General features: G+C 36.2%; 18 protein-coding genes. All 18 read right to left on the bottom strand.

Features of this window, described 5'->3' with window-relative positions; all coding sequences use genetic code 11:
- Window positions 1-7: 7 nt before the first annotated feature.
- Complete coding sequence (locus JNUCC76_RS07520) at window positions 8-961, bottom strand: glycosyltransferase family 2 protein (RefSeq protein ID WP_454153825.1); 954 nt, start codon at window positions 959-961, stop codon at window positions 8-10.
- A gap of 45 nt (window positions 962-1006) precedes the next feature.
- The gene (gene glf, locus JNUCC76_RS07525) at window positions 1007-2197 is read right to left on the bottom strand and encodes a UDP-galactopyranose mutase (RefSeq protein WP_454153826.1); all 1191 of its coding nucleotides are present in this window, start codon (window positions 2195-2197) and stop codon (window positions 1007-1009) included.
- A complete protein-coding gene (locus tag JNUCC76_RS07530) occupies window positions 2197-2967 on the bottom strand; it encodes a DUF4422 domain-containing protein (RefSeq protein WP_454153827.1) in 771 nt (256 codons plus the stop codon). Before JNUCC76_RS07530 ends, glf begins: the two co-directional genes overlap by 1 nt.
- Window positions 2964-4340, bottom strand: a complete 1377-nt coding sequence (locus JNUCC76_RS07535; protein WP_454153828.1) for an O-antigen ligase family protein — start codon at window positions 4338-4340, stop codon at window positions 2964-2966. Before JNUCC76_RS07535 ends, JNUCC76_RS07530 begins: the two co-directional genes overlap by 4 nt.
- A gap of 9 nt (window positions 4341-4349) precedes the next feature.
- Window positions 4350-4976 (bottom strand): YveK family protein, encoded by a 627-nt coding sequence (locus JNUCC76_RS07540; RefSeq protein WP_454153829.1) that lies wholly within the window; start codon window positions 4974-4976, stop codon window positions 4350-4352.
- 17 nt (window positions 4977-4993) lie between these two features.
- Window positions 4994-5620 (bottom strand): sugar transferase, encoded by a 627-nt coding sequence (locus tag JNUCC76_RS07545; RefSeq protein WP_454153830.1) that lies wholly within the window; start codon window positions 5618-5620, stop codon window positions 4994-4996.
- Between the two features lie 65 nt (window positions 5621-5685).
- Entirely contained in the window at window positions 5686-7131 is a 1446-nt protein-coding gene (locus JNUCC76_RS07550; RefSeq protein WP_454153831.1) for a flippase, read from the bottom strand.
- Between the two features lie 96 nt (window positions 7132-7227).
- Complete coding sequence (locus JNUCC76_RS07555; protein WP_454153832.1) at window positions 7228-8745, bottom strand: glycoside hydrolase family protein; 1518 nt, start codon at window positions 8743-8745, stop codon at window positions 7228-7230.
- An 89-nt stretch (window positions 8746-8834) separates the two neighbouring features.
- Complete coding sequence (locus JNUCC76_RS07560; RefSeq protein ID WP_454153833.1) at window positions 8835-11792, bottom strand: glycoside hydrolase family 68 protein; 2958 nt, start codon at window positions 11790-11792, stop codon at window positions 8835-8837.
- A gap of 395 nt (window positions 11793-12187) precedes the next feature.
- Complete coding sequence (locus tag JNUCC76_RS07565; protein WP_454153834.1) at window positions 12188-15421, bottom strand: glycoside hydrolase family 68 protein; 3234 nt, start codon at window positions 15419-15421, stop codon at window positions 12188-12190.
- Window positions 15422-15558: 137 nt separating this feature from the next.
- Entirely contained in the window at window positions 15559-18654 is a 3096-nt protein-coding gene (locus tag JNUCC76_RS07570) for a glycoside hydrolase family 68 protein (RefSeq protein WP_454153835.1), read from the bottom strand.
- 138 nt (window positions 18655-18792) lie between these two features.
- Window positions 18793-19824: an acyltransferase gene (locus tag JNUCC76_RS07575; RefSeq protein WP_454153836.1), complete on the bottom strand. Its 1032-nt coding sequence runs from the start codon at window positions 19822-19824 to the stop codon at window positions 18793-18795.
- Between the two features lie 60 nt (window positions 19825-19884).
- Window positions 19885-21198 (bottom strand): GH25 family lysozyme, encoded by a 1314-nt coding sequence (locus JNUCC76_RS07580; protein ID WP_454153837.1) that lies wholly within the window; start codon window positions 21196-21198, stop codon window positions 19885-19887.
- A gap of 45 nt (window positions 21199-21243) precedes the next feature.
- Window positions 21244-21738, bottom strand: coding sequence for a hypothetical protein (locus JNUCC76_RS07585; RefSeq protein ID WP_454153838.1), 495 nt, complete (start codon window positions 21736-21738; stop codon window positions 21244-21246).
- 103 nt (window positions 21739-21841) lie between these two features.
- Window positions 21842-22849, bottom strand: coding sequence for a hypothetical protein (locus tag JNUCC76_RS07590; protein WP_454153839.1), 1008 nt, complete (start codon window positions 22847-22849; stop codon window positions 21842-21844).
- 123 nt (window positions 22850-22972) lie between these two features.
- On the bottom strand, window positions 22973-24022 hold the full coding sequence (locus tag JNUCC76_RS07595; protein WP_454153840.1) for a WxLIP family cell surface protein: 1050 nt from the start codon (window positions 24020-24022) through the stop codon (window positions 22973-22975).
- A 34-nt stretch (window positions 24023-24056) separates the two neighbouring features.
- The gene (locus tag JNUCC76_RS07600) at window positions 24057-24827 is read right to left on the bottom strand and encodes a WxL domain-containing protein (protein ID WP_454153841.1); all 771 of its coding nucleotides are present in this window, start codon (window positions 24825-24827) and stop codon (window positions 24057-24059) included.
- A complete protein-coding gene (locus JNUCC76_RS07605; RefSeq protein ID WP_454153842.1) occupies window positions 24824-25219 on the bottom strand; it encodes a hypothetical protein in 396 nt (131 codons plus the stop codon). Before JNUCC76_RS07605 ends, JNUCC76_RS07600 begins: the two co-directional genes overlap by 4 nt.
- Window positions 25220-25224: the final 5 nt, after the last annotated feature.

The following is a 25224-nucleotide window of genomic DNA, read 5'->3' on the forward strand; positions in this document are numbered from 1 at the left end:
TTCTGTCCTAATTTTCCTCTTTCTTAATAAAAATAGGTCGCTTCTTCGTTTCTAAGAAAATAGCGGCCATATACCGACCTATGACACCCAAACTGAGTAATTGAATACCGCCAATAAATAATATAATAGTAACCATTGATGGCCACCCAGCCACACTATTATTATTAACCAGCGCCCTAATAACTATAAAAGCTGCGCTTAATAGTGACAAAGCGAAGGATAATAGGCCTAGCACAGTTATCACAGTTAAAGGCACCGTTGAAAATGAAACTACTCCTTCAATAGCATATTTTGTTAATGACCAAAATGACCATGACGTGTTACCCGCAACACGCTCACGATTTTCAAATGGTATGTATTTCGTGTTAAAACCAACCCAAGTAAAGATTCCCTTACTAAAACGTTGATTTTCACTTAGTGACAAAATAGCATCTACCATCTGCCGGGTCATGACACGGTAATCTCGTGCGCCATCAACAAGGTGCGTTTGACTAATCTTGTTCATCCAAGTATAAAATTGCTCGGAAAACCATGACCGAATCTTTGCCTCGCCGTTACGATTGGCTCTACGGGTTCCAACTGCATCATATTCACCGTTTTGAACCTCTCTCAGCATTTCTGGCAAAAGTTCAGGTGGATCTTGCAAATCAACATCCATAACAGCTATATAGTCACCATCCGCTTGCTGTAACCCAGCATAAAGGCCTGCTTCCTTGCCAAAATTACGAGAAAAACTAATATAATGAACATTATCATTAATTTTAGATAAATCTCGCAAAATCGATAGTGTACTGTCTGTCGAGCCATCATCAATAAAATGATAATGAACATCAGCAGTCAAATTAGGCTTGAGCTTCTCAATAGTATTATAGAAAATATTGATTGTTGCCTCTTCATTATGAACAGGAACAACTAGCGATAATATATTTTTCCTTAAGCGTCGTTGGACTGTACTTTCCATTATGATTCCCCTCATACTTTATGTACGCCCCCAAATGGGCTTAAATTATTTTACTTGATCGTGAGCAAAATTAAATTCTTGATCAATACCAAACTCTTGACGCACAGTATTGAATGCATCATTGAAGACTTGATCCATATCAAAGTAACGATACTTTCCTAAACGACCGCCAAAAATAATTTCTGGATGGCTCTTACGGGCTTCTGTGGCGTAGGATTTGTATATTTGTGTATTCTTGTCATTATTGACAGGATAATAGGCTTCTTTTGATCGATCCCATTCCTGTGGATATTCCTTTGTGATAATTGTTTTACCTTCATCAGCGAGGCCATCCAAATGCTTCCACTCCATTACACGCGTGTATGGTGTTTCGGAATCTGTGTAATTAATTACGGCATTACCTTGATAGTTGTTTGAATCAATAACCTCATGCTCAAAACGTAGTGAACGGTATTCTAATTCACCAAACTTATAATCAAAGAATTGATCAATCATGCCCGTATACAAAATACGTGGAAATTCTGATAGCAACGTTTCCTTGTAATCAAAGAAATCTGTATCTGTCAAAACATCAACTAATCCATTGGATTCTGCGACCATATTTTCAAAAATCTGAGTATAACCGCCTACAGGAATACCTTGGTAACGATGATTGAAATAATTGTTATCATAAATAAATCTAACTGGCAATCGCTTAATAATAAAGGCTGGTAATTCAGTAGCCTTCCGACCCCATTGCTTTTCCGTATAACCTTTAATAAGTTTGTTATATATATCTGTTCCAATCAATGAGATTGCTTGTTCTTCTAAGTTACGTGGTTGGCGATCCCCAAGATCTTTTAGTGCAATTTGCTTTTGTTCTTCAATCTTTGCATGTGCTTCATCAGGTGTTTTTGTGCCCCACATCTGATAGAAAGTATTCATATTAAATGGCAAATTGTAAAGCGTACCTTTATAGTTGGCAACCACTTGGTTTTGATAACCATTAAATTCCGCAAATTTACGAATATAGTCCCACACCTCTTTATTATCAGTGTGGAATATATGGGCACCAAAGTCATGAACAGTAATACCGTGCTCCGTGTGCGTATGCGTATTTCCACCAATATAAGGACGTTTTTCAACTACAAGTGAGCGCTTCCCACGTTTAGCAGCCTCGTGTGCAAAAATCATGCCAAATGGCCCTGCACCAACGATTAAATAGTCATAATTTTTTGTATTAAATTGATTTGTCATTAGAAATGTACCTTTTTATTTGTATTTGGGAAAAACTTTCTTTTAAGGAAATTATACCCTTTATCTAACCAGTTTGTGCCCTCTAATTCTATTACTGGGCACTCTGCTACAGTGAGTTTTTTCGTATTAACCCAAGTATCCATTAATCGTTCACTTAGAAAACCATACACCCGTTTTTCTTGACCTTCGAGCTTGTCCACATCTACTTTTTCTTCTACTTTACCAAGCACTTCAAAAATAAAATCTGTGTACTCATTGAAATACCTACGTGGCATTATAAACATGTTAAAAAGATGTGCCGATGTCGACTGTTCCATTTTCTCAAAAGAAGGTAAATACTCTGGATAATCCGCAGCAATAATTTCCTTCATTATATTATAAGGTTCAGCCGTGTGTGCGTGTAAATAATGATCACGTTGATTTTCAATATAGTAATTTCGCTTTTGAGGCAAAATAATATCAGCTTTTTTCAATAGTTCCTGAGTTTGCGACTCAGTTAGGATTCCCGATAAGTTATGGCTCTTTTTTTTACCCAAATAACGGCGATAATGAAGTAGCCCCACGACTGGTGTGTCAGTGTTGTGCCGGATCCAATAAATTGCAGTTAGTTCATTAAAGTTAGGATTTTTAGTCGAAATATTGTGTCCAACAGCATCAGATTGATAGCCATCCGGTACATTATCATGTTGGGCCGCACCCACAAAAATTGGTTGATAGTCGCTATCTTCTGGCATGATATACGGCTTATGTGTTGCAATGTATAAAGTCACAATGCTAACTCCTTTTCTTGATTAATTAGCATTTGTCGATAAAAGAAAAACATCAACAAATATGGCCATAAGAAAATTTGAATAACAAACAACGACGATACAGCGACTAAAATAATCATAATCATAAAGCTAATTTGAGTGCCTAAATGCCATTGCCAATTTTCTGGTTGGCGTATGTTAAGCTCGTGTTGTACTACCAACGAACGTATAATTAAACGAGCTAGCATCCACAATGCTGGTATCATGATAACCAAACCATATGTCGCGAACCAACCAATTCCATCACTGAGCACAGGGTAACCAATGTGTTTGTACACCTGCTGAAACTCTGGATTATGTGTCGTAGACTTTGGCACGTAATCCATAATGAAATACCCCGTGAAACCATAACCAACACCAAAGAATGGATGTGATAGAAATGTAAGTACTAAGGCAATGGTGCCACCTAGTCGATTAGAAGTCCCTTGTTTGTTGAATAAGAAATTATAGAAAATATCATGTATTGGCTGCACGAAGAAATATCCTAATGCAATACCAACAATAGCAATTATACCAAAAATAATTAAAATAATTTTATCATCGCGTTTGCTCCATAAGAACCAAAGTACAGCAGCAACGACCAATGTGATTAATCCTGTTGTTGTTCGAGCAAGTACCAAAAACATTAAAATTGAGCCAATAAAGGCCCAGTTAAACCATTTTTCTAGTGCAACATGTTTTTTAAAATTCCAAAAATTTTGTTTTGTGATCACTATACCTAAAATAATTGGTAAATAAACAACACCTAATAGGTTAGCTAAAAATGCAGCTTCAGGTTCAAAACCATTTAATCGATAATTAGTAACTGCATAGCTGCCTGCTGCATAGAAATCACGTCCCATCCAATGTCGCTCGAACAAATGTGCAATGGCATTAACGTACGGTCGTACTGAAAAGTTGTTGAGCGTCACTAACAACTGTGGTACCAAAACGATTACCATATATATCAGCAAACTAATCAGTCCACTTTTAATAAATAATCGCTCCTCTTTATGATTAGTAACTGTGAGGACGATTAATGCCCAAGACATATAAACAGTGACAATCCACCCAGCTAAAAAGATCATTGAACGAATAATGCCAGTTGTTTGAATCGAATCACCAGAACGCTGATAACTTAAAAACATTGAGATAAATTGCATAACCAAAAAAAATCCCGCTAGCAAAAAAGATTGCGCGCTAGGAATAATTTTTGCAATGCGAGATGGAAAGCGATATATCTGCAACAATATTAGAAGTGCAAATACTGGAAAAGCAATCATCATTGTTGTTTCAGCAAAACTATATGAATATGTTTTAGAGAAAAATGTGATTGGTAGTAAAAAAGCTGCCACAGCGGTGCCTCACTTTGTTGTCTTAGTCATCATTCGCTTATAGTTTTGAAAAATACCAGTAAGCAATACGATAAATGCGCCTAATGTAATACCAAAGGCAAACCCAAATACGGCCAATTTCTTAGGACTATAAACTGTGCCGGATAATACATCAGCCTTTTTCGCTGAGGATAACAATAATGGCTTGGCCATGTCAGGGTATAACTTGCTTCCTTCGATTGAAAATGCTTTAGCATACGCATTCGCGATTGCAACTGACTTTTTAGCTGTTGCGGCAGAAGCGCTAAAGCGCATCATAAGGGTTTGATCTGGCTGTGAAACTGTAATTGCGCTTACAATTTCTTTTTTTGTAACAGAAACTGTGGATAGCTTTTTAGCTTGATTAACTACTGATGGGTCGCTAGCAATCTTTTTATAAGTGTTAATTAATATTTGATCTGCTTGCACACGAGAATTTGGATCCTTAACCCCTGTGTTGTCTTTTGCAACAATGACATATCGTTCAGCCGTATATGCTGTCAGCACGGAATGTTTTGCATATGTATAGAGAGATGCTCCTAAAACAATCCCCAAAATAATAATCCACCAACTATTTTTCAATAGTCGCTTAACTAAATCTATTAACGAAAAACTCATTTTTTCTCTCCTAAAAATTAAAATGCACCATCGCGCTTAAATATTGCAATTACTGTTTTAAACAAAATATAAAAATCAAATCGCAAATTAGCACGATCAACATAATCTAATTCCATTTGTGCTCTTTCTGGATACTCAATATTACTGCGACCACTGGCCTGCCACAAGCCAAATACACCAGGTTTTACTGATAAAAACTTATCAATATCATCTCCATATTCGACTAACTCATCCTCCACAACTGGTCTTGGTCCTATAATACTCATCGTTCCATTCAAAGTATTCCAAAACTGTGGCAACTCATCTAAAGATGTTTTACGCAAGAATGCACCAAATTTAGTGATTCGAGGATCTTCCGCTGTAGGTAGCTTATAGCCACTAGCAACAAACTTAGCATATAAAGCAGCGTCTTGTTTTAATATTTTGTCAGCATTGTCAACCATTGATTGGAATTTATATATTTTAAAACGTTTTCCATACTGACCAACTCGCTCTTGTGCATAAATAACTTTACTTGTTTTCTTATCTTTAATAATAATTAAGGCAATAATAGCAAACACTGGTGACAATAGAAACATCGCCGCCAAAGATACGCTAATATCTAAACCCCGTTTTGCGGTTAAATAACCTAGTTTGCGTTTCAATTTTCCACCTCATTCGTGCACATATGCGCATGATATAACTTTACCATTATACCAGAAAAAAAGCGTCATTTTGCTATTTTATTTAGTAAGGGTATTTTTTTAAGAATTGGTGCTCGTAAAATAATGAGAATTAGGACATACACAAAGACACCTAATACTAGTTCTATTGATGTACTTTTGATGTTGATTTCTAGATATTTACTAATCATCGTAACCGAAACGTACATACCTAATCCCGCAATGATATAACGCCACATTTCAGAAAAATGATGCCAGATATTCATATCTTTGCGCGTAACGTACAGCTGATAACCAATCACCAAGAATTCTGATATCGTTGTAGCCACCGCAGCGCCATTCACTCCTGCCACATAAATTAACCAGAAATTAAGTAGCACGTTGGCTAATGCACCAATAGTGACAGACAACGTAAATTCATTCAAACGCTTGGTTGGCACTAAATATTGCGTGCCAATAACCGTACTCCATCCAATGAAAATAATGATTGGGGATAAAAGAACGATGACCTGACCAACTACTTTAAATTGCTCCCCTAGAAACCAAATCATGGCTGTAGGCGCAATAGCAGCCATACCAAAAGCCATTGGAACTGATAATGCAGATACAAAATCCATTGATTGTGTAATATTCTGCTTCATTTTGTCAAATTGACCTTTGGCAAACTGGGCAGACATCCGAGGTAGCATTACAGTTCCAACAGATGTAACCAGTGCCAGCGAGACTTTTATAATTCGATCAGCATTATCATAGAATCCGGCCGAATCTGTTGAATTAGTAAAGAACGGCAACATTGTTTTATTCAACTGTAAATAGACTTGAGTCGCAATGGTTGGTAAAAACATCATAAATATTGGTTTCACGTGTTCTTTAAAATCAAGTTGCTGCCAGTTTGGTAATGATATTTTTTTAAATAAATAAAACCACATTGATAAGTTACCGAAAACTTGTGACAGTCCGAGTAACAAAATATAATTGCCGATGTCGTTTGGTGTTTTCACTAAAACAAATATCAACACTGTCATTGCAATTTTAACGAGGGCATTTCGTAGTACAGTTTTCTTGAAATCCTCCATGCCCATAAAGTACCAAGAAATGTCAAGAATACCAGAAATAATGACCCAAGTTTGAAGGATTAGATAAATTTGATTATCTTCAATATTATCATTCAATTGCACACCATATTTCAAAAATAAAAAATATAGCGCTAAGGAAAAGATTCCGGCAATCGTGTGAATAATTTGGATTTCCCAAAATTTTTGCTGTCTTGCTTGTTCATTATCTTTTACATAGGCAATTTCACGACTACCATATGTAACAATTCCAAGACTTGCAATCAACAAAAAGTAGGTTACAAATGAATTAGTCCAGCTTGCAACACCGACACCATTTCGACCAAGAACTCGCGCTAAATATGGCATTGTTATTAATGGTGCAATAATGTTAAGCAGCTGATATGCCGCAGTGTATAAATAGTTTTTTGCAACTTGCATGTTGTTAAGTTGTCCTTAATGTAGTCATATGGCCAATAAACTGTTAGTTTAATATTAGCCTCTTCATAGAATTATATCAAATTATGAGATTTATGTTTACTTCATTTCCTGAACGATTAGGCTTGAACTTTTATTATCTAAATTATCGAAAAGAACGTTATCACCACTATCATTACTGTACTTAGCAAACGTTGCTACCTGTCCAGTATTTGGCCAGAATACTTCGATACTATATTGATCAACATAAAAATCAACCTTTTCTGACCAATCCCCCCACAAATTGATGTTATAGTCCTTGTTATAAGAATCATTTGTAACATAATTGCTTTGGCGATGTACCATCAGTTTTTGGTCAAAATTATTAAAATGAAAGGAAACATTGCTATCCCCATTCTCTGATTTGATAGTTATATCTTGATGTCCATTAACTATAGTACTAATTTTGTAAGCAGCTTTACTGGTTTTAAGTTGACCCTTACTGTGTGCTTTCACCAAAGTCGTTTCCTTCTTTGTATCAAACAGACCATTGGTAATGATTTTTGATGTTTTTAGTTTATTATCCGAACTTAAAAACATTTTTCTAAAAGCCGAATAATTACCTTTATACTTTATATCATCACTAACGTGGTTAATATAATCCCAGTTACCCATCCATCCAAAGCCAAGTAATTGTTCATTATTTTCCTGATAATTGTGTGCAGCATAATAATCTGTACCAAAATCAACACGTTCTGGATTAGTTTCAGCTTCAAACTGGCCGTTTTTCAATTGACCAACAACATAGTACGAGCCGGTACTTTTTTGAAAATCATCAGCAAAACCATTAGCACCAAAAAACAAAATCCATTGCTTTTGATTATTACTTTTTTGATAAATTTGATGTATTTCAGGAACTTCTAAAGTACCCAGATCCCGTGGTGAATAAAAGCTATCGGTGTATTGCCAGGTTGTGCCGTTTTTAGAAGTATAAAATCCAATCTTCATATGATTATTATCATCCGCCTCAGCTACAGTCATAACAAACTGCTTTGCTTCAGCATCATAAATCACATGAGGGTCCCGAAAATCCTTTCCTTCTTTATATGGTTTTGCTACTGGTTTGCCATTATTAGCAACACGCCATTTTTCACCTTGATTAGTCAAATACCACATATAGGTCCATTGATTACCATTAATGTATTTTGTCGCATAAGCCAGCAATGAATTTTTACCATGTCCAGATAAATTATCTACGTCCTTAACAATGGACCCTGTGGCAACTGATTCTTGTTGGGAAAGTGGTTTGATATCGGCGTTATCTTCTACTTTGAATGTTGTTAAATCCGAAGTTACCGAACGAGCCCAACGAGTTCTTTGTTGATTAGCTTTCAATCCTTTACCAGTGTCAACCAAATAGAACAGTTCATATTTTTGACCATTTTTTAAAACAGTTTGCGTATCATTTGATAATCCATTTTTAGATAAACCGTTTAAATGCCATTTTTGAGGTAATTGTTGTTGTGTCATATTTTTGCTGTTGTTGTTGTTGTTCAAATATATTAACCAACTAATCGAAAACAATACTATTCCCGCCATTATGATTGATAATAATTTTCTCACTCTGTGTCGTTGCATGATGTTTCCTCTCTGTTAATAATATAGTAAAATTATGAAAAATAGCAATCCTGCTTTAAAATCAGGATTGCTATTTATTTTATTATTTTTTAACGTAAGTAATATGTGCCATCATTTCCAAAATTATATTGCTTACCATCTATTTTTTGAATACCTTGCAATGCTCGACCATTGGCATCCGTATAATACTTCTTACCCCAAGCCTCACGCCATCCTGCATTTTGGCGAACACCGTTCACGAACCAATAATAAGTACCCATGTAGTATCGGAAACCTGTATATGGTTTGCCATCTTCAAACCAATTATAACCGCCATTAGCTTTTGAATAGCTTGGTGAGTACAAATAGCCACTGGCTACACTCTTCAAATTATACGTACCATTTGTTCCAAAGTCATACGCTTGTCCATCAATAATTTGGATACCTTGCAATGCACGACCACTAGCATCCGTATAATACTTCATGCCCCAAGCTTCACGCCATCCTGCATTTTGACGAACACCGTTTACAAACCAGTAATAAGTCCCTTCATAATAACGGAAACCTGTATATGGCTTGCCATTCTCAAACCAGTTATAACCACCGTTCGCTGTTGACAATGATGGTGAGTACAAGTAACCACTTGCTGTCCCCTTCAAGTTAAATGTACCATTCGTACCAAAGTCATATGCTTGTCCATCAATAATCTGGATACCTTGCACAGCTCGTCCATCTGTACCAACATAGTACTTCATACCCCAGGCTGTTTCCCACTTACTTTCTTGGCGTTGTCCTGACTCGAAGAAGTAATAGGTATTTTGATAATAACGGAAGCCAGTATACTTTGAACCATTTTCGAACCAGTACCACTGATTGTTATCCGTTACATCTTGTAAATAACCTGATGCAAAACCACGCTTAGCGTATGTTTTGTCATTACCAAAGTCATAAGCAACACCATTGACCGCAAACTGGCCTTGCATAATACGACCGTCGTTACCAAAGTAATATTCTAATCCCCAAGTTGCTTTGCGAATATCATTTTCTACTCGCCTGTACGTTACTGGGTCAAAGTAGTAGTAAGTATTGTCATAAGCTTGCACTCCACTTTGGCGAACACCATCTTTAAACAAATAATTCGCGTCATTCGTATAATCATATTGGTAGCCATTAGCTACTTGATCATTGACATAAAACTTATTATCAATCCAACCAATCTTTTTACCAGTTAGGTTTGACGTCTCTTTTGTGCCAACTAGTTCGGCAACACTGCCTTTACCATTATAAGTCCACGTTCCTTGTGCTAAAACAGTATCTAGTACTTTTGTTGTTTTACCATCGGCATCTACTTGAACTAGGAATGATGGTGCTACCGTAGAATTAAGTCCAACACCAGCTTTTTCAGCACGGTTACTCATATATGATGTAATTAACAACAAATCATTGTGTCCTTCAACAGGAACTGCATAGTATGAATAAGTATCTGTTCTAGATTCAGCTAATTGTGTTCCTGTGATCACACTACCACTACCATTTAATGGTGTATAAGGTCCAAATAAACTATCTGATACATACCCCATCATACCAACATTAATATTAAAATCAACTGTTGGTACAACACTTTTACTCAAACGCGTATCTGTAAAGAGGTAGTACTTTCCATTCAACGGCACAATATTAGCACGTTCGATTTCATCAGTAATACCATTAGCTGCTAGAAGTGGTGAATAAATTTGTCCAATAGTTGGATTATTTTGCTGTCCTGTAAGCTTCACCAGTCCAATAGCACCATTGGCCTTCTTTGAGAATCTCAACTTATCCGCATTTGCCAATGTTGTTTCTCTTGCGGTTTGGTTGAATTCATCAGTTCCACCATAGTAATCCATGTTATTGACAGCATCATCACTTTGATAATTTTCAGTACCTGTGTTGGATTCAAAAGTCAGGTAACGTTCTCCATCAACCTCAATCACGTGCGGGTCACGTAAGGTAAAGTTATCACCCGTATCATAGTATCCTGCATCGATCCATTGTTGCAAAGTTTGGTAATGCTCCTCATCTCCTGTGAAGAGTTCATGATCATTATTAACTTTTGTTACACGAACCTCAGTGTCCGTATATGCCATTGACAAGTTAGCCGTCGACAAACGTTGTACTGTGCGTGGTTGGTCAGTTTTTGTATAGAATAATTGGATACTGTCGTCATCATTGACCGTTGCAGATCCAGACCACTGCTGCTTATCCCACAGTGCATTAAAACCAAACACTGGTCCAGCATTCTTCCAATTATTGATTGCTGTATCACCATTCTTAGTGTAAAGCATGTAAATATGTTGATCGTTATCCTCTTTTGGAGAGCCTGCTAAAGCAAAGACAATGTTGTAACCATGATAGTTTGCAGTGATACCAGTTTTTGCGTCTTGTAGTGCCCAAGAATCCCAAACATCCAAGTCTTGTACATCACCATCTTGTGCATCTGCTGTCTTCATTGCCGGCAGATTTTTAATTGCATCGGCATTGAAATAAGGTACAGAAGTATCTGAATTCAAATTAGCAATGTTATCCGCAACATCTTTTAAGTTAGCATATGTCATGTTGGTAGTTGAGGTACCATCATCATTTTTAGTAACTAGTGTTGTTTTAGAGTTTAAATCTTTTGACACACCTTTGTCTAATGTCACAACTGAAGTTGTCGCTTTTTTATCATCAGTAGTGGCTTCAGTTGTTGCACTCTTAGTATCATCAACTGAAGTCACTTTTTTATCATCAATTGTTTCTTTGTTAGTGTCTACTGTCTTAGTAGCACTATCCGTAGCCTTTACTTGATTGGCTTCAGCTGTTGTTGCATCAGGAGTCGTTGAATTGACTGTTGTTTCTTTATTAACGTCTGATGGAGCTGTTGTTTCAGTATTCACATCAGTTGTTTTGCTCAGTGTTTCTGTGTCAGTTGTTGTATTATTATTACCAACCGTGTCTGCACTAACAGCACTCACGCCCATAGAAATAGCCGCTACTGTTGCTGCTCCAGCTACCCATATCTTCCCCGCTTTGTATAACTTCTTTCTCATCGATAAGAACTCCCAATTTAGAATTATTGCATCTCGTGCAACTACGTTAAGTATAAACGCTTATCATTTCAAAATTATTACAGAAAGTTGTTAAACGTATGACATAGTTCAAAGTTGAACAAAACTTAATTAAACGAATATTAAAATAGTTATATTAATATAAGTCTTTTAATATTATTATCAGTTCTATTATCAACATTTATATTTTAAATGTACATAATTTTTTAAAAATATTAAAAAATAAAATAATTCATGTGTTTTATTGAACTATATAAATTATTAAAATAATTCTACTATAGTAAGTAAAAATATGTAGTTAAGCTATAGATTACAGTGCTTTCTAAATTAGAATGATCGTGTCTCAAAACAAAATAAAAAAGGCTTTCGCCTCTTCTTTAACGTAAGTAATATGTGCCATCGTTTCCAAAATTATATTGCTTACCATCTATTTTTTGAATCCCTTGCAATGCTCGGCCATTGGCATCCGTATAATACTTCTTACCCCAAGCCTCACGCCATCCTGCATTTTGGCGAACACCGTTCACGAACCAATAATAAGTACCCATGTAGTATCGGAAACCTGTATATGGCTTGCCATCTTCAAACCAATTATACCCACCATTCGCTTTTGAATACTCAGGCGAATACAAATATCCACTGGCTGCACTCTTCAAATTATACGTACCATTTGTTCCAAAGTCATATGCTTGTCCATCAATGATTTGAATACCTTGCAATGCTCGACCACTTGCATCCGTATAATACTTCATACCCCAAGCTTCACGCCAGCCTGCATTTTGACGTACACCATTCACAAACCAGTAATAAGTACCTTCATAATAACGGAAACCTGTATATGGCTTACCATTCTCAAACCAATTATACCCACCATTAGCTGTTGACAATGATGGCGAATACAAATAACCACTTGCTGTACCCTTTAGGTTAAATGTACCATTTGTTCCAAAATCATATGCTTGTCCATCAATAATCTGGATACCTTGCACAGCTCGTCCATCTGTACCAACATAGTACTTCATGCCCCAGGCTGTTTCCCACTTACTTTCTTGACGACTACCTGTTTCAAAGAAGTAGTATGTGCCCATATAGTAACGGAATCCTGTATACTTTTGACCATTTTCAAACCAGTACCATTGATTATTGTCTGTCAAATCTTGCAAGTACCCTGATGCATAGCCTCGTTCGTAATAGGTTTTATCGTTACCAAAGTCATAAGCAACACCATTGACTGCAAATTGCCCTTGCTTAACTCGACCATCGTTACCAAAGTAATATTTTTTCCCAGCATTATCTTGATGGATTTCGTTATCGACTCTTTTGAAAGTTACTGGATCAAAATAATAGTAAGAATTGGCATAAGACTGTACACCACTTAAGCGAACACCATTTTTAAACAAATAATAGCTTGTATTCGTGTAGTCATAAACATAGCCATTAGCTAATTCATTATCAACATAAAACTTATTATCAACCCAACCAATTTTCATATCAGTTAATTCTGATGTTGCTTTATTTCCTACAAGTTCCTCAACGCTGCCACTTTTACCATCATAAGTCCATGTACCTTGAGCTAAAATAGTATCCAATACTTTAGTGCTCATACCATCAGCACTTATTTGAATCAAAAATGATGGTGCAAACGTTGCATTCATTCCTGTTCCCGCTTTTTCATTACGATTACTCATATATGAAGTAACTAATAATAAATCGCTGTGGCCCTCAACAGGTACTGCATAATATGAGTACGTATCAGTTCTAGAAGTAAATAATTGCGTGCCAGTAATCACACTACCACTACCATTTAATGGTGTATAAGGTCCAAATAAACTATCTGATACATACCCCATCATACCAACATTAATATTAAAATCAGCCGTTGGTACAACACTTTTACTCAAACGCGTATCTGTAAAGAGGTAGTACTTTCCATTCAACGGCACAATATTAGCACGTTCGATTTCATCAGTAATACCATTGGCTGCGATTAATGGTGAATACACTTCAACCACACTCGGATTATTTTGATCATTGGAAAGCTTAATTAGTCCAATAGCCCCATTAGCCTTAGTTGATAAAGCTAATTTATCAGGATTCTGTAACGTATCAGTTTTAGCTTGTTGATTAAACGCTTCCGTTCCACCATAGTAGATATCATTATTAACGGCATCATCTGTTTGATAATTGTTCGTTCCTGTATTAGCTTCAAACGCTAAATAACGCTCTCCGTTCACTTCAATAACATGAGGATCACGTAAGGTAAAGTTATCTCCACTTTTGTAGTCACCAGCACTTATCCATTGTTTTAGTGTTTGATACATTTGACCATCTCCTTCAAAAAGAACATGATCATTATTGACCTTGGAAACACTAACTTCAGAATCGTCATATGTCATTGATAAGTTTGCTGTCGCCAACCTTTGCACAGTCATAGGTTGATCCACTTTTGTATAATACAACTGAATACTATCATCAGCATTGACCGTTGCAGAACCAGACCATTGTTGTTGACTAGTTGTAGCATTAAACCCAAATACGGGGCCAGCATTTTTCCAATCATTTAAAGCAGTATCACCATATTTTGTATAAAGCATATAAATATGTTGATCCCCATCTTCTTTTGGATTACCAGCTAAAGCAAATACAATATTATATCCATGATAATTGGATACGTTACCAGTGATAGCATCTTGTAATGCCCAAGAGTCCCAAACATCTAAATCTTGAATTATTCCCGTTTGAGCATTCGCTGTTGTCATTGCCGGCAAATTTTTAATAGCATCAGCATTAAAGTATGGTACTGACGTATTGGAGTTTAAACTTGCAATATTATCAGCTACATCCTTTAAATTAGCGTATGTAATATTAGTGGTATAAGTCCCATCATCATTTTTAGTGACTATTGTTGTTTTTGAATTTAAATCTGTTGATGCATCAGAATTTAATGGTGCAATACTAGTAGAAGATGCAGTATCACTATTTGCTGTTGTATTATCTGTTTTTGTAGCTGTGTCGCTATTTGCTGTTGTGCTATCTGTCTTTGTGGCTGTGTCGCTATTTGCTGTTGTGCTATCTGTCTTTGTGGCTGTGTCGTTATTTGCTGTTGTGCTATCTGTCTTTGTGGCTGTGTCGCTATTTGCTGTTGTGCTATCTGTCTTTGTGGCTGTGTCGCTATTTGCTGTTGTGCTATCTGTCTTTGTGGCTGTGTCGCTATTTGCTGTTGTGCTATCTGTCTTTGTGGCTGTGTCGCTATTTGCTGTTGTGCTATCTGTCTTTGTGGCTGTGTCGCTATTTGCTGTTGTGCTATCTGTCTTTGTGGCTGTGTCGCTATTTGCTGTTGTGCTATCTGTCTTTGTGGCTGTGTCGCTATTTGCTGTTGTGCTATCTGTCTTTGTGGCTGTGTCGCTATTTGCTGTTGTGCTATCTGTCTTTGTGGCTGTGTCGCTATTTGCTGTTTTTGTAACTGTCTTTGTTGTTGTGTCGCTACTTACTGTTGTGCTATCTGGAATGGTCGTATCAGCACTAACCAATGTGGGAATAGCAGTTATAGTCACTGCGGCTGCTGCCGCTGCTACCCATATTTTCCCTGACTTATATAGCTTTATTCTCATGAGATTCTCCAATATAGATTTTTAACTTTAATACTAATAATAAGTATAAACGGTTATCATTTCAATTATATTACATTCCTTTGTTGCCCATATATCATATTAATTATTTTCAAATAAAAAAGGCTTTCGCCTCTTCTTTAACGTAAGTAATATGTGCCATCGTTTCCAAAATTATATTGCTTACCATCTATTTTTTGAATCCCTTGCAATGCTCGGCCATTGGCATCCGTATAATACTTCTTACCCCAAGCCTCACGCCATCCTGCATTTTGGCGAACACCGTTCACGAACCAATAATAAGTACCCATGTAGTATCGGAAACCTGTATATGGCTTGCCATCTTCAAACCAATTATACCCACCATTCGCTTTTGAATACTCAGGCGAATACAAATATCCACTGGCTGCACTCTTCAAATTATACGTACCATTTGTTCCAAAGTCATATGCTTGTCCATCAATGATTTGAATACCTTGCAATGCTCGACCACTTGCATCCGTATAATACTTCATACCCCAAGCTTCACGCCAGCCTGCATTTTGACGTACACCATTCACAAACCAGTAATAAGTACCTTCATAATAACGGAAACCTGTATATGGCTTACCATTCTCAAACCAATTATACCCACCATTAGCTGTTGACAATGATGGCGAATACAAATAACCACTTGCTGTACCCTTTAGGTTAAATGTACCATTTGTTCCAAAATCATATGCTTGTCCATCAATAATCTGGATACCTTGCACAGCTCGTCCATCTGTACCAACATAGTACTTCATGCCCCAGGCTGTTTCCCACTTACTTTCTTGACGACTACCTGTTTCAAAGAAGTAGTATGTGCCCATATAGTAACGGAATCCTGTATACTTTTGACCATTTTCAAACCAGTACCATTGATTATTGTCTGTCAAATCTTGCAAGTACCCTGATGCATAGCCTCGTTCGTAATAGGTTTTATCGTTACCAAAGTCATAAGCAACACCATTGACTGCAAATTGCCCTTGCTTAACTCGACCATCGTTACCAAAGTAATATTCTAATCCCCAAGTTGCTTTGCGCATTTCATTTTCAACACGCTTATAAGTTACAGGATCAAAGTAATAGTAACTACCATCATAAGATTGGACACCACTCAAACGAATACCATCCTTAAATAGGTAATTGGCATCATTAATATAATCATATTGGTAACCATTCGCTAACTCACCATTAGTATAGAATTGATTATCAATCCATCCTATCTTTTTCCCTGTGATATTAGAAGTTTCTTTCGTTCCAACAAGTTCTGTAACTGTTGTTTCCCCATCATCATAAGATAATGCTCCCTGAGATAACACAGTATCTAATACTTTAGTTGTCTTGCCATCCGCACTTATTTGTACTAAGAACGACGGCGCAAACGTTGATCGGTAAGTATCAGCTCCTCGATTAGTCATATAAGAAGTAATTAAAAGTAAATCGCTATGATTCTTTACTGGAAGTGCGTAGTAAGAGTAGCTATTAGTTCTTGACCCATATGACTGTGTACCAGTTAGGACATTCCCGTTACCATTAAGTGGTAAATAAGGTCCTGTTAAACTATCCGAAACATAACCCATCATAGAAACTGTATCATTGTTTTCTAGTTTTACAAGACTACGGTCTAATCTCGCAGTGGTAAACAGATAATATTTACCATCTAATGGCACAATATTAGCACGCTCTATTTCATCTGTAACACCATTACTGGCCAACAAGGGTGAATAAACATCTGTCACAGTAGGGTTGTTTTGATCTGCTGATAATTTCAATAAACCAATAGCCCCGTTGGCTTTTGCAGATACATCTAATTTATGGGCGTCATTTTTTATATCATTTACAGCTTGTTGATTGAAATCATCAGTTCCACCATAATAATTCATATTATCAACTGCAGTTGCACTTTGATAATTTTCAGTCCCAGTACTTCCTTCAAATGTTAGGTAACGTTCCCCTTCAACTTCAATAACATGAGGATCTCTTAAAGCAAACTTATCACCAGTACTATAATAGCCATTGGCCCAATATTGCTCAAAAGTTTTGTAATGATAACCATCACCATAGAATATATCATGCTTATTATTAACGCTAGCAACTTTGAGTTGATTTTCCCCATAGTTCATAGTTAAATTTGCAGTAGCAAGATGCTGGTGGGTATCAGGTTGGTCGACCTGTGTGTAAAACAATTGAATACTATCATCATTATTAACAGTTGCCGATCCAGACCATTGTTGACTAGTCCAAGATGCATTCATTCCCATGACAGGGCCTGAAGTTTGCCAAGAACTTAATGCATTGCTCTCTTCTTTTTTATAAAACATATAGATATGTATATCATCAGCGTTAGGCTGACCAGCCAAAGCAAAGACAACATTATAACCGTGATAGTTTGAAACATCTGCTGACTTAGCATCTTGTAATGCCCATGAATCCCAAACGTCTAATTCAGTGACGTTTCCAGTTTCAGCATCAGCAGTCGTTGCTGCTGGAATATTCTTAATCGCGTCAGCATTAAAGTAGGGTACATCAGTATCACTATTTGAGTCATCTGCTACATCCTGAAAATTAGCATAAGTAATTTGAGTTGTTGATGTGCCATCAGCATTATTTCTTATAATAATTTTTTTAGATTTCAAAGATGAAGAAATACTACTATCAACATCTGTTGACTGATAGTTTTGTGAATTTTTGGAATCAATAGTCTTGTCGACCATTGTTGTGTCAGCTGCTTTATCTGTCGTTGTGTCAGCTGCTTTATCTGTCGTTGTGTCAGCTGCTTTATCTGTCGTTGTTGTGTCAGCTGCTTTATCTGTCGTTGTGTCAGCTGCTTTATCTGTCGTTGTGTCAGCTGCTTTATCTGTCGTTGTGTCAGCTGCTTTATCTGTCGTTGTTGTGTCAGCTGCTTTATCTGTCGTTGTTGTGTCAGCTGCTTTATCTGTCGTTGTTGTGTCAGCTGCTTTATCTGTCGTTGTGTCAGCTGCTTTATCTGTCGTTGTTGTGTCAGCTGCTTTATCTGTCGTTGTGTCAGCTGCTTTATCTGTCGTTGTTGTGTCAGCTGCTTTATCTGTCGTTGTTGTGTCAGCTGCTTTATCTGTCGTTGCATTTATGGCTGTCGTGTCGGCACTGATTACATTAGGCAACATCATTACAGTAGCAGCAACCGTAGCTCCGGCTACCCATAATTTTCCAGCCTTGTATAACTTTTTTCTCATATAAATTCTCCACTTTATATTACTTATAATATATCTTTATTAAGTATAAACGTTTATCATTTCATTAGTATTACATTCGTTTGTTAAACGCATATCAGAAACAAAAAAAGACGCAACGCTCGTCTTTTAATATTCAAACTATACAATTTTCTTTAGTAATGGAATTTTATGAATAATTAGTACAAGAGCTGTTGATAGTAACCACACAATGACCGGCAAAATCAACATGTGTTTTAATGAGCTATCGACAATATGTAGTTTCCTTTCAGCAAAATAAATGAAGAATTCATGAATAACATACACGCCAAGAGATGTGCTTGCTACTTTTTGCAAAACAAACTGGACTTTAAGGCTTGGTTGATATGTCTCTAGATGATTTTTAACAAATTCAAACACACCAATAGAAAACATAAACCCAAATAATCCCCAGATATCATATACTTCACGCACAAATTTTCCTCTCTTGATGGAAAGATAAATTGTCAACGTAATCATAATAACAATAGAGGCCAAAGCAGAAGCATATAGAATATTTTTTTGCCATTTACGTAAAACAGTATTTTTCAGATACCAACCGACCACGAAAAAGCCAATACCCCCTGCTGCACCTATTTGTACGCCATGTAAAAATGAATTGTCAGTCTGTGAACGAATTTCGTAGTAATAACTCAAGAGATTAACAAAAACCATATTCACTGCTAGTAAGTACAAAGATAGTGTTTTGTCGTTTTTATTCGTAATTTTAGATAATAATGGGGCACTAATATAAAAGCCGATAATAAAATAAAAGAACCAAAATATAGGTTGAATTGTATCATGCATGACCGCATCAACAAATTGACCAATATGATAATCAGTTGTTTTATGATATATAAACGGGTTTATGATATACCAAACCAATGACCAAAAAATAAACGGTACAAAAACCTTTGCCATTCTTTTTTTGAAAAAAACTGACGTATCATATCTTTCACGATAATCTAGCAAATGGGCACCAGACATCATAAAAAAGATCGGTACTGCCCAAATAAAGGTAACTTGAAGTATAACCGCTATAATCCAATGCGGGTCACTAGTATGGTTTGAAAATGCATATTCAGAAGTATGAAGAAAAACAACTGCAATCGTAGCAAGTATTGTCAGAACATCCATGTAATAATAACGCTTCATATTTTTACTCTCAATATTTTTTTAATTTTTTGCAATAAAAAAGGCTTTCGCCCTCATGAATTAGCGCATGTAGTATGTGCCATTATCACCAAAGTAATAGTCTTTACCATCAATTTTTTGATGTCCCTGAACAGCACGACCCGTGCTATCTGTCCAGTATGTGTAACCCCATGCATATCGCCAACCCTCATTTTGACGAACGCCGTTCACAAACCAATAGTAAGTACCCATATAATAGCGGAATCCAGTGTATGGTTTCCCATTTTCAAACCAGTTATAGCCACCATTGGCTGTTGAATAAGATGGTGAGTACAAGTAGCCACTAGCCATCCCCTTCAAATTATAGGTGCCATTTGTACCAAAGTCATAGGCTTGCCCATCAATAATTTGAATACCCTGTAAGGCGCGACCATTATCATCAGTGTAATATTTCATACCCCAAGCTTCGCGCCAACCAGCATTCTGACGAACCCCATTGACAAACCAGTAATAAGTGCCCATGTAATATCGGAATCCGGTGTATGGTTCGCCATTTTCAAACCAGTTATAACCACCATTGGCCGTTGATTGTGATGGCGAATAAATATATCCGCTAGCTGGCTTCCCATTTTGATAGAAAATGCCATTATTGTAACCATTGGCGTTAATTGAAATTAAATTTTGATAATCAATCGAAACATCAAACGTTCCCTTTATACCAGGAAAACTAGTATTACTATTCCATTGCCACATGCCGTAGGATTGATTCCATAAAGAACTGGCGCTTGGCTGGTATGGATATTGTGCCATCCAGACACGACTATTGCCGATATATGAAAAATTTAAGTTCGTTTCATTAACATAAGAAACGTATGTATAGGTAGAAGTATTTGAATACCCAGCAGCTTTAACTTGTGCGTTAAAGGCTGTTGCATTTGCTGTCACACTGCTGTTTTTTGTGTATGATTCTTCCAAATCATCGACCATCAACGTATCTTTTGGTAGTTCTAGTGAGGCTGCGTAATTAGTGAAATACTTTGCTTCAGCTTGTGCATCCGCTTTCGATGCATACCATGAATAATGATATGCACCAACTTGTAGGCCAGCCTCTTTAGCATTAGTAATCTGCGATTTAGCATATGGATTCTTGTATGAATCAGCTTCTGAAAGTTTAACAATTACAGCTTTAACGCCATAGCTTTGCATCGTCTTATAATCAGCAACTGAGATAGTACCATTGTTAGATGATACATCCACCACGTCCATTCTAGGTAGACCAGAAGTTCCCGCTGTGATGGCAGGAACGCCATCATCAGCATGAACCTGATTAACAGCAATTAATGAAGCAGCAATACCAGCCACTACAATGCTCGACCAAAAAGTTATTTTATTCATTTACACACTCCCACATATGTACACTGACCGACGTCAGTAATTATTTTAATTATGAAAATTAGCCTTTGCGTAATCAACAACTGACATGTTTTGTTGAGAAGCTTCAGTGATAATTTTTTTGATATCGCTTGGTGCCCACTGATCCGCTGGTAATCCCGCCGCAATAAGTTTTTTACGTGTTTCAGCAATCATTTCTGATGTGACTTCAACACCTTGAACGGTTTTGTTTGGATCATAGGTTGGGCTATCCGTTGTATTAGAACTTACGGAACTAGAAGATGATGAACTATCTGAAGATGACGAGTTTTCTGATGGACTAGATGATATCGTTTGTTCAGAGGCAGAACTGACAGATGAAGAACCTGATGAAGATGATTTTTCAACCGAACTACTTTTTGAAATCTTCGATGAACTTTTCGATACTTTAACTGTCGTTGACGATTTTGATGTTTTCGAAGAATCATTATTTTGATGTCCTAAGGCTATTATCCCCACAATAACAACAATGACGGCAACAATGATACCAAATATTTTTTTCATTAGTACTTCTCTCCCATAAGTAAAACACAATTAGCAATGTTCTAACCTTAAGTATTCATTTTGACATAATACCTGTTAATTTACAATAGATTGACGGCAGCTGTTACCCAATTGTCAAAAAACTGTAGCCATCATCAATAAACTTTTTGGTCTTTGAATTTGTAACACCAATTAAAAATAACATGGTGGGTCGCATTTCAAAATAATTAATCAAGGTATTAATATTTTTAATAGATAAATTTTGCACTTCATCAATAAAAATGTAATCAAAATTTCGTAACTTCTTTGATTTTATTTTTTTCATAAACTGCCGAATTGGGATGATTTTCCAGTCATAATTTCGTCTCAGGCTAGATTGAGCAGCATTTAATTTACCAACATGCACAATTAAGACAGTATTATTCTTGCTTAGTTTTTTAACAGTATCGTACAGCATTAGTACTCTTCCATTCCCAGATGGTACGTTAACAGCATAGAAGCCTGACTCATTCATTGTTAAAATATTATTTTGAAGTACTTGTTGCTGTTGAGTCAGAAGATAGTCCCCCTCTAAAAAGGCTTGTATTTCTCGGAACGGCGAAACTAAATATAAATTGACCTTAAATAAGCTATCTAAATTTCCCACATCTATGCTATCAAAGGTTGACAAGAACCGATGAAATTCTGATGCCAAAAATAAATGCGTTGATGAGATATCTGTCGTTTCCAGTTCATCTTGTTCAGTTAATGTATAGATAATGTCTGAATCTGAGTTATACGTAAATAATTTAATTTCTTTAGCAACTTGTGACAAGTAGTATTTATTGTTGATTAACTGTTTTCTGACTTTTTCTTCATCATAATCAGCTTGACTCTTGAGCTCAATGTTAACTACACGGTGCATTTGATCAAAGGCTAATAAATCGAATTCTTTACTGACTTTGGGCATACTGTAACCAATATAAAAAAGCTTTAAGGATACCTCTTCATCAATAAAATGGCGCATTAATCGCTCAATTCCTTGCAGTTCTCTTTCACGAATTGATAACACACCTAAATCTTTTAGATAGTGTTTGATGCTTTCAGATTCTATATTTGAAGCAATTTTTCTTAAATTAGCTGGTTTCAACATTGCGCTCACTATTTCTTTAAATGTCGCCGAATTGTATCGTGTTCTTTTTTATATAGTACCAATAAAATATTCTAATTAAAAGTGTAAAAAAAACAGAAACGAATGACGTTTCTGCTTGATGTGTTACTGATTAGAATTTTTCTTACGTTGTAAAATAATCACAGCAACCAAAATAATGATTACGATTAGTAAAATAGCACCTATCAAAATGTACAACCAATTACTATTATTAGTATTTGCTTTTACATCAACATCTGATTTGTTTAAATCTCGTGCTTGTTTTGATTTAATGGTGAAATCTTTTGTGAATGTCCACTTTTTGACTTGTTTATTGGCTGTAGCTGTAACTTTCATTTTCAGCGTATAATCGCCAGCCTTCATTGACGTACCATTTAATGAAACAGGATACGTCAAATGACTATTTGGCGCAATTTGCATATCACTTTTAATCGATGTGTATACTGGCTTTTTACCATTTTTAGAATAAATTTTGGCATCAACTGATACTTTAGACATCAAAACTGATTGGTCATTTTGAAGTTCAGCATTAATAACGTTGCGATAGTTAATTTGTCCAGGTTTGACTTGTAGCAAATTAAGATTGGGATTAACATTTTTTTCCGTTTCTTTTAACAAAACAGCCACCGCATATGAATATTCATTTTGGACTGTTGTGCCCTTTTTCGCAGTGTCTTGATTTACTTCACTTGACTTTTGCTGAAAGGTCAAACCACCGAGTAATATACCATCAAATGATTCTTTAGGCATAGTAACGTGGAAAACAACATTTTTAGACGAACTGGCAGGTATTACAATACTCGACGGTCCCTTAACAATATCTGAAATATTATATTTCAAAGAGCTGTCATTTTTTATACTGGATTTACCATATTCGACAACTCCATTGGAATTTGTTTTAGCAGTATTAACACCAACTTCAACAGTAATATCCTTTTTTGTATCATTTCTCAACGTAACAGAAATGCCTTGCTGTTGATCTGAATTCATTTTCAGATTGAAATATGTCTTTGACTTATCAATCTGATTATCAGGAATCACGGTGTTTACCGAAAAATTCATTTCCGCAGCAATTGCTGTGTTATTAAATACAAAAAAAGAAAACATTGTTATGAATACTGCCAATGAAAATCCGTAAATTTTTTTAACTATCATATTAATGTCCTCTTGAATTATTCTTCCTATTACATCATGAAGGTGTATCAGATAATGTCCATGTAAGAGTTGTTTTATAAGTGTCTTGATTGATTTTTGAAGATGCCGGAACTGTCAATGAGACACTTTTATCAGCATTGTCTTGGCTTCCCATAGAATAGATCCAAGTACCAATTCCTTCTCCAGAATTAGCACTCATGACTGTGGTGTTTTCTTTACCTATTGCAACGCTATTAGCATCTACTGGATTAATAGCTCTGTCTGAACCATTACAATTAACTACTTTCCCATTACTGATACTGATAGTGGCACCCGTTAACTTCGAGTTTGCATCATTAACGGCTGTAAAATCGTCATCTTGCTTTACTTGTAGCTTCCAGCCTGTATGTTCATTCCCCGCACGATTATCAGTAACTTGCGCAAAATTTGGGCCGGTCGTCATTGTTCCCTTATTAGAATATGATTGGGCACTTGCGTAATATGTTTGCTTAGCTGACGAAATAATATTCGTACCAAAGTCAAATGATGAAGCAAAATCAATTGTTAATAATCCTGATGTGCCTGAGTTTGGTTCCTTCTTGGTCACATTGTCGATTGGTGTAATAGAATTTTGGCTACCATCTGTACTTACTGGATTTGAAGGATTCAGTACTGACTTTGTAGTTTCATCTTTTATAAAAGATACTTGTGCATTTGAGTTAAGTGTAGCAGCTGATGAATCATCCGCATATACTACAGCAAGTGGCGCTGTTGCTAATCCAAAACTTGCCAATCCTGCTAAACCTAAAATTTTCTTGTTAATCATAATTCTTCCCTTTTTTCTTTTCTCATTTTCTCTGAAATAGTCATCATTATAATGATGAGAGCACTGCATAATATGTATGACAACGATTGTATATGTGTTACACCTACACTTGGTAGTCGTGTAATGACCGGTATCACCTCCTTTCGAGTGGAAACATAACCAAACTGACGATCATATTCACCATTAGACATTGGTGCATTTACCAAGGTAGCCTGACTTAAGTCTATTTGATCTGTTGGTTGTTGCTTAACAGGTATATAATCTGGCATTTGAAAACTTACTTGCGCGTTTGATTCAATTTCAGATCCCAATACGTTCAATGAGCAAATGGTCATTGAACCAGCAATTGCGAAGCCAGATAAGACACACTGTAAAAACTTTTTTGGTTTCATATATA

It is taken from the genome of Leuconostoc sp. JNUCC 76 (assembly GCF_053667755.1).